This window comes from Mesorhizobium sp. M5C.F.Cr.IN.023.01.1.1 (assembly GCF_003997585.1).
GTDB lineage: Bacteria > Pseudomonadota > Alphaproteobacteria > Rhizobiales > Rhizobiaceae > Mesorhizobium > Mesorhizobium wenxiniae.
Genome location: NZ_RZSU01000188.1, coordinates 1 through 6,760 on the forward strand (window position 1 = coordinate 1; position 6,760 = coordinate 6,760).

General features: G+C 63.9%; 5 protein-coding genes and 1 pseudogene. 2 read left to right on the forward strand and 4 right to left on the reverse strand.

Features of this window, described 5'->3' with window-relative positions; translation table 11 throughout:
* Window positions 1–330 precede the first annotated feature (330 nt).
* Together alaS and recA are read right to left on the reverse strand one after the other, a co-directional pair.
* Window positions 331–2,997, reverse strand: coding sequence for an alanine--tRNA ligase (gene alaS / locus EOA78_RS34525; protein ID WP_127320105.1), 2,667 nt, complete (start codon window positions 2,995–2,997; stop codon window positions 331–333).
* Window positions 2,998–3,253: 256 nt separating this feature from the next.
* A complete protein-coding gene (gene recA, locus EOA78_RS34530) occupies window positions 3,254–4,351 on the reverse strand; it encodes a recombinase RecA (protein WP_127320107.1) in 1,098 nt (365 codons plus the stop codon).
* A gap of 274 nt (window positions 4,352–4,625) precedes the next feature.
* On the opposite strand from recA, the gene EOA78_RS34535 reads away from it, so the two are divergent.
* A complete protein-coding gene (locus tag EOA78_RS34535; protein ID WP_127320109.1) occupies window positions 4,626–5,540 on the forward strand; it encodes a carbohydrate kinase family protein in 915 nt (304 codons plus the stop codon).
* Between the two features lie 36 nt (window positions 5,541–5,576).
* Here EOA78_RS34535 and EOA78_RS34540 read toward each other — a convergent pair whose 3' ends face one another.
* Entirely contained in the window at window positions 5,577–5,900 is a 324-nt protein-coding gene (locus tag EOA78_RS34540; protein ID WP_127320111.1) for a TfoX/Sxy family protein, read from the reverse strand.
* A gap of 90 nt (window positions 5,901–5,990) precedes the next feature.
* Between EOA78_RS34540 and EOA78_RS34545 the strand changes: the two genes are divergently transcribed.
* Entirely contained in the window at window positions 5,991–6,488 is a 498-nt protein-coding gene (locus EOA78_RS34545; protein ID WP_127320113.1) for a GFA family protein, read from the forward strand.
* 119 nt (window positions 6,489–6,607) lie between these two features.
* Here the strand turns inward: EOA78_RS34545 and EOA78_RS37610 are convergent.
* Window positions 6,608–6,760: pseudogene (locus EOA78_RS37610) on the reverse strand (Fe-S cluster assembly scaffold SufA); the annotation flags it as partial.

Sequence of the window (6,760 nt, forward strand, 5' to 3'; positions counted from 1 at the left end):
CCGGACGGGAGAGTTTTGCGAAGACCGAAAAGGCTGAATGAACCGCTGCGAGGCACGGCAACGTGGCAGGACTTGGGTTCCTCGCCCCGCTTGCGGGGAGAGGTGGATCGGCGAAGCCGAGACGGAGAGGGGAAATCGGCACACCCAGCCTCGAACGTCTTTTCATACGCCCGAGACGGGCTTTCTTTTCGTCTGATTGCGCAGGCCCCCTCTCCGGCCGCGGTGCCTGTCCTCGGGCTTGCCAAAGGCAAGACCCGTGGGCGGCCACCTCTCCCCCACTTCCGTACCACTTCCGTGGGGGCGAGGAACCCAAAGCCTTCCTGCAACCGATCAGGCCGCCTCCAGTGCTGCCTTCACCGCAGCGATCGCATTCTCGGCTTTCGAGGCATCCGGGCCGCCGGCCTGGGCCATATCAGGCCGGCCGCCGCCGCCCTGCCCGCCCAATGCCGCGGATGCCACGCGCACCAGATCGACGGCGCTGAAGCGGCCGGTCAGGTCGTCGGTGACGCCGACCACGACGCTGGCCTTGTTGTCCTCGCCGGCGCCAACGAAGACGACGACGCCGGAGCCGAGCGACTTCTTGCCGGCATCGGCCAGAGGCTTCAAGTCCTTTGGCGCGACGCCCGCTACCGCCTTGCCGAGGAAGCCGACACCGGCAATGGTCTCGTTCTCGGCAGGCACGCCGGCTGGCGAGCGGTCGCCCAGCGCCAGCTTCTTGCGCGCTTCGGTGAGCTCCTTCTCGAGTTTCTTGCGCTCGTCCAGCAGCGCCTCGACGCGAGCCGGCACGTCGGCCGGCGAAATCTTCAGCGCGGCCGCGACCGCCTTCAGCCGCTTGTCCTGCTCGTCGAGATGCTTTCTGGCCGCCTCTCCGGTCAGCGCCTCGATGCGGCGCACGCCGGCAGCGACGGCGCCCTCCGACACCAGCCGAACCAGGCCGATGTCCCCGGTAGCGCCGACATGGGTGCCACCGCACAGCTCGACCGAATAGGGCTTGCCGGCCTTGTCGCCGGTTACCACGGTGCCCATCGACACGACGCGAACCTCGTCGCCGTATTTCTCGCCGAACAGCGCCATGGCGCCCTCGGCGATCGCGTCGTCGACACTCATCAGCCGCGTCGTCACCGGGCTGTTCTGGACGACGATCTCGTTCGCCATCGCCTCGACGCGTTCCAGCTCTTCCGAAGAGATGGGCTTGGGATGGGAAAAGTCGAAGCGCAGCCGTTCCGGCGCGACCAGCGAGCCTTTTTGCGCGACATGGGTGCCGAGCACCTCGCGCAGCGCCTCGTGGACAAGATGAGTCGCCGAATGGTTGGAGCGTAGCCGCGTGCGCCTGATATGGTCGACCTTCAACTCGACCGCTTCACCCGTCCTGACGGTGCCCTTGGTGACCTTGCCGAAATGCACGAACAGGCCGTCGCCCTTCTTCTGCGCGTCGGTGACCTCGATGGCAAAGCCTTCGCCCGAAATCGTGCCGGTGTCGCCCATCTGACCGCCGGACTCGCCATAGAACGGCGTCTGGTTGACGACGACGCCGACGCTGTCGCCGGCAACGGCGCTCTCCACTGCAACGCCATCCCTGACCAGCGCCTGAACAATGCCTTCCGCTTGCTCGGTGTCGTAGCCGAGAAACTCGGTCGCGCCCGCCTTCTCGCGCACCGCGAACCAGACGGTCTCGGTGGCCGCGTCGCCGGAGCCGGCCCAGCTCTTGCGCGCCTCGGCCTTTTGGCGCTCCATCGCTGCATTGAAGCCGTCGAGGTCGACCGAAACCCCGCGCGGGCGCAGTGCGTCCTGAGTGAGGTCGAGCGGGAAGCCATAGGTGTCGTAGAGCTTGAACGCCGTCTCCCCGTCGAGCCGGTCGCCGCTGCCGAGCGTCTCGGTCGCGTCGGCAAGCAGGCCGAGGCCGCGCGCCAGCGTCTTGCGGAAGCGCGTTTCCTCGAGCTTCAGCGTCTCTGATATCAGCGGCTGGCCGCGCACCAGTTCGGGATAGGCTTGGCCCATCTCGCGCACCAGCGCCGGCACCAGCCGCCACATCAGCGGATCACGGGCGCCCAAAAGCTGCGCATGGCGCATGGCGCGGCGCATGATGCGACGCAGCACGTAGCCGCGGCCTTCGTTCGACGGCAGCACGCCATCGGCGATGAGGAAGCTCGATGCGCGCAGGTGATCGGCAATAACGCGGTGGCTTGCCCGGTTCTTGCCTTCCGCCTTGACGCCGGTCGCCTCTTCCGAGGCACGGATCAGCGCCTTGAACAGATCGATATCGTAATTGTCGTGCTCGCCCTGCAGGACGGCGGCGATGCGCTCCAAACCCATGCCGGTATCGATCGACGGGCGCGGCAGTTCGATCCGCTCCGCCTTCGTCACCTGCTCGAACTGCATGAAGACGAGGTTCCAGATCTCGATGAAACGGTCGCCGTCCTCATCCGCGCTGCCGGGCGGGCCGCCCGGAATGTCGGCGCCATGGTCGTAGAAGATTTCCGAGCACGGGCCGCAGGGACCGGTATCGCCCATCGCCCAGAAATTGTCGCTGGTGGCGATCCGGATGATCCTGTCCTCCGGCAGCCCGGCGATCTTCTTCCAGAAGCCCGCGGCCGCGTCGTCGGTATGGTAGACGGTCACCAGAAGCCTGTGCTTGGCGATGCCGAACTCGCGGGTGATCAGGTTCCAGGCAAGCTCGATGGCGCGCTCCTTGAAATAATCGCCGAAGGAGAAATTGCCGAGCATCTCGAAGAAGGTGTGGTGACGGGCAGTGTAGCCGACATTGTCGAGGTCGTTGTGCTTGCCACCGGCGCGCACGCATTTCTGCGAAGTCGTGGCGCGCGAATAGGGACGGGTTTCAAACCCGGTGAAGACGTTCTTGAACTGCACCATGCCAGCGTTGGTGAACATGAGCGTCGGGTCGTTGCGCGGCACCAGGGGGCTCGACGCCACGACCTCGTGACCCTCTTTGCGGAAATAGTCGAGAAATGCCGACCTGATCTCGTTGACGCCACTCATGAATACTGCCTTTTCGAGAGAACCGCCGATTGCCGGCGGAAAACAGACATGGCCTTTTAGCGGTCGCACCGCACCCTGTCCAGAAACACGGAATTGCTCCAAACCGTAGCCCTTACCGGCTGTTCAGAATGACCAGCGCTACCGGCAAAAACGCAAACCGCCGGCCCAGGGCCGGCGGCATAAACACATCGATAAACCAACTCAATTCGGGATACGCGAACTCAAACGGGTAACTTTGACTGGCACAGCCTGTATCTTACATCGCGCCAGCTTCGTCCTCGAAACCGTCGTCGCCGGTCTCGGCGCCGCCATTTTCGAGGAATTTCTCGGCGATCAGCCCGGCATTCTGCCTCAGCGCCAGCTCGATCTCGCGTGCCGTGTCGGGATTGTCGCGCAGGAACAGTTTTGCGTTTTCGCGGCCCTGGCCGAGACGCTGCGAATTATAGGAGAACCAGGCGCCCGACTTCTCGACCACGCCGGCCTTGACGCCGAGGTCGACCAACTCGCCGGTCTTGGACACGCCCTCGCCATACATGATGTCGAACTCGACCACCTTGAAGGGCGGCGCCAGCTTGTTCTTGACCACCTTGACGCGGGTCTGGTTGCCGACGACCTCATCGCGGTCCTTGACCGAGCCGATGCGGCGAATGTCGAGGCGCACCGAAGCATAGAATTTCAGCGCGTTGCCGCCGGTCGTGGTCTCGGGCGAACCGAACATCACGCCGATCTTCATGCGGATCTGGTTGATGAAGATGACCATGGTGTTGGAGCGCGAGATCGAGGCGGTCAGCTTGCGCAGCGCCTGGCTCATCAGGCGGGCCTGCAGGCCGGGCAGTGAATCGCCCATTTCGCCCTCGATTTCGGCGCGCGGCGTCAGCGCCGCGACCGAATCGACCACCAGCACGTCGATGGCGCCGGAACGCACCAGCGTGTCGCAGATCTCCAGCGCCTGTTCGCCGGTATCGGGCTGCGAGATCAGCAGGTTTTCGAGGTCGACGCCGAGCTTGCGCGCATAGACCGGATCGAGCGCGTGCTCGGCATCGACAAAGGCGCAGATGCCGCCCTTCTTCTGGGCTTCGGCCACCGTGTGCAGCGCCAGCGTCGTCTTGCCCGAGCTTTCCGGCCCATAGATCTCGACGATGCGGCCGCGCGGCAGGCCGCCGACGCCAAGCGCGATGTCGAGGCCAAGTGAACCGGTCGGCACCGTTTCTATCTCGACGACCTGCTCGTTTGCGCCGAGCCGCATGATCGAGCCCTTGCCGAAGGCACGCTCGATTTGCGACAGCGCCGCATCCAGAGCCTTTGATTTATCCACTGCTTTGTCCTCTACAAGCCGCAAAGAATTCTGAGCCATGATACATCACCCCTTGGTCGTCAATGAAGGCCGGACAATCCGTAATCCTTATTAATTTGTACCTTTTTTGTTCTCGTCTGGCAAGGGGAGACAAACGATTGAAAAACAAACAATATCGGGATTTGTTCTTTTTTTGTTTCGTGCTTTCACTCCCGGATGTATCCCGCTTCCCTCGCAGGATCGTGCTGGCATCTTACGAATCGCGCCTTCGGTTGCCGGGTTCCGCCGGACACCCTAGTCTTTGCCCGGCAACAGCAAAGGTCTCCTCCCAGGCATGATGAAGTCGCCGACAATCCTGGCCGTAGGCGGCGCCTATATAGATCGGCGCGGCCAGGTTTCGGGCGCCTTTGTGCCGGCGGCGTCGAATCCCGGCACGATGCGCGAGGATGTCGGCGGCGCCGTCTTCAATGCGCTGCGCGGCGCCGTGCGGCGCGGCGTCTCCGGCTCGCTGCTTTCGGTGCGCGGCGGCGATGTTCTGGCCGACACGGTCTCGCGCGCCATCGTTGCGGCCGGCATCGCCGATCTATCCGTGGTGTTCCTCGATCGCACGACGCCGAGCAACACGACGATAATCGACGGCGACGGCGCGCTGATCGTCGGCCTTGCCGATATGGCGCTCTACGACCTGGCGCTTGCCAAGCAGATCCGCCGTGCCAAGGTGCGCGAGGCGATCAGCACCGCCGATGCGGTTCTGTGCGACGCAAACCTGCCGTCGACCGCGCTGGAGCGACTGGTGGCGCTTGCCGCCGGCAAGCCGGTCTTCGCCCTCGCCGCTTCACCAGACAAGGCGGTGCGGCTCGCGCCGGTGCTCGACAGTCTGGCGCTGCTCTTCATGAACCGGCGCGAGGCCATCGCACTCGCCGATGTCGATATCGGTGCTGCGGAGCAAGATATCGCCGACGGCTTGAGGCGCGCAGGCCTCAAAAGCGGTGTGGTGACGGCAGATGACGGTCCGGTGCTGGGTTTCGACGAAGCCGGCGCCTTCTCGATCCCGCCGCCAAGAAAGGTCACCGACGTCGCCGCCGATGTGCTGGCGGGCGCTACGGTCGCCGCTCTGCTGCACGGCCTGACGCTGCGCGCGGCGCTGCGCGAAGGCGTTGCCGCCGCGATGCTCGCCGTCGAGAGCGCCGCCTCCACGAGCGCTATCTTTGCCGAGGCGCTGGCATTCGTGCCCGAGGCGCCAACCTGAAGCGATTATCTTAGGCTGAGCGGCTAGCGGACACACCTATTTGCCGGCGCGCAGCCCCGCCTCATAGGCCCGGCGCGCCCAGACCGCCATCTCATCCGGATCGTCGAAGGCGCTGTCGGGAATGCTCCAATACGGCATGGACACGAGCTTGCCGTGCCGCGAGCCGGTGTAGGTCCATTGCCGGCAGCCGGCCGCTTCGAATTCGGGCGCGCTTTCCGAGTCGGCCTTCAGCATCAATTCGTCACGGATGACGATGGCGACGATGACGCCGTCGAAGTAGATGCCCTTGCCGCCGAACATCTTGCGAATTCTGACCGGGCCGAGGCCTTCGAAAAGTTCGGCAATGCGCTCATTGTCCATGCCGCGATCATGTCACCCGGATTTCCCCTTGTCATCGCCGCAGCCGGCACCATCCTGACAAGTTGAAAACCAATTTCGTCGGAGTTTTTCATGCCGCTTCTACTCAAAGGGTCCTGCCGGTGCGATGCCGTCCGCTTCGAGGTGGAAAGCCACACGCCGGTGCCGTTCATGCTTTGCTACTGCTCGATCTGCCGCAAGCAGCAGGGCGGCGGCGGCTTTGCCATCAATCTCGGTGCCGATTTCGATACGCTGAAAATCAAGGGCAACCGCAATCTTGGCGTCTACCAGGCCAAGATCGAGGACGACGAGCATCCACAGTGCGAGATCTCGTCAGGCGAGCGGAATTTCTGCAAGAGATGCGGATCGGCACTCTGGCTCTACGATCCGACCTGGCCGGAGCTGGTCCATCCCTTCGCCTCGGCGGTCGACACGGACCTGCCGAAACCGCCTGAAAAGGTGCACCTCATGCTGAAATACAAGGCGAACTGGGTCGAGCCCGAAATCGGCAAGGACGACAAGGTCTTCGATATTTATCCGGAAGAATCGATCGCCGGATGGCACAAACGAACGGGAATGTGGGTGGATTAGGTCCTTCTCCCCGTTTACGGGGAGGCAGATGAGGGCAGCGCAAATGTTGCAGAGGCCGGCTCTGCCCCTCATCCGGCCCTTCGGGCCACCTTCTCCCCGTAAGCGGGGAGAAGGGAAGATCAGGCCGAAGCGCGCGCCTCGGCCAGAGCCTTCAGATCGGCCGGCTTGAGCTCAACCGATTCGCCGCAGCCGCAGGCCGAGCTCTGGTTCGGGTTGCGGAAAGTGAAGCCGGTGCGCAGCGTCGTCTGCTCGAAATCCATCTCGGTGCCGAA

Excerpts from the sequence above, each read along its gene's own strand:
- alaS (WP_127320105.1), bottom strand. The coding sequence starts at position 2,997 with ATGAGTGGCGTCAACGAGATCAGGTCGGCATTTCTCGACTATTTCCGC.
- recA (WP_127320107.1), bottom strand. The coding sequence starts at position 4,351 with ATGGCTCAGAATTCTTTGCGGCTTGTAGAGGACAAAGCAGTGGATAAA.
- EOA78_RS34535 (WP_127320109.1), top strand. The coding sequence starts at position 4,626 with ATGATGAAGTCGCCGACAATCCTGGCCGTAGGCGGCGCCTATATAGAT.
- EOA78_RS34540 (WP_127320111.1), bottom strand. The coding sequence starts at position 5,900 with ATGGACAATGAGCGCATTGCCGAACTTTTCGAAGGCCTCGGCCCGGTC.
- EOA78_RS34545 (WP_127320113.1), top strand. The coding sequence starts at position 5,991 with ATGCCGCTTCTACTCAAAGGGTCCTGCCGGTGCGATGCCGTCCGCTTC.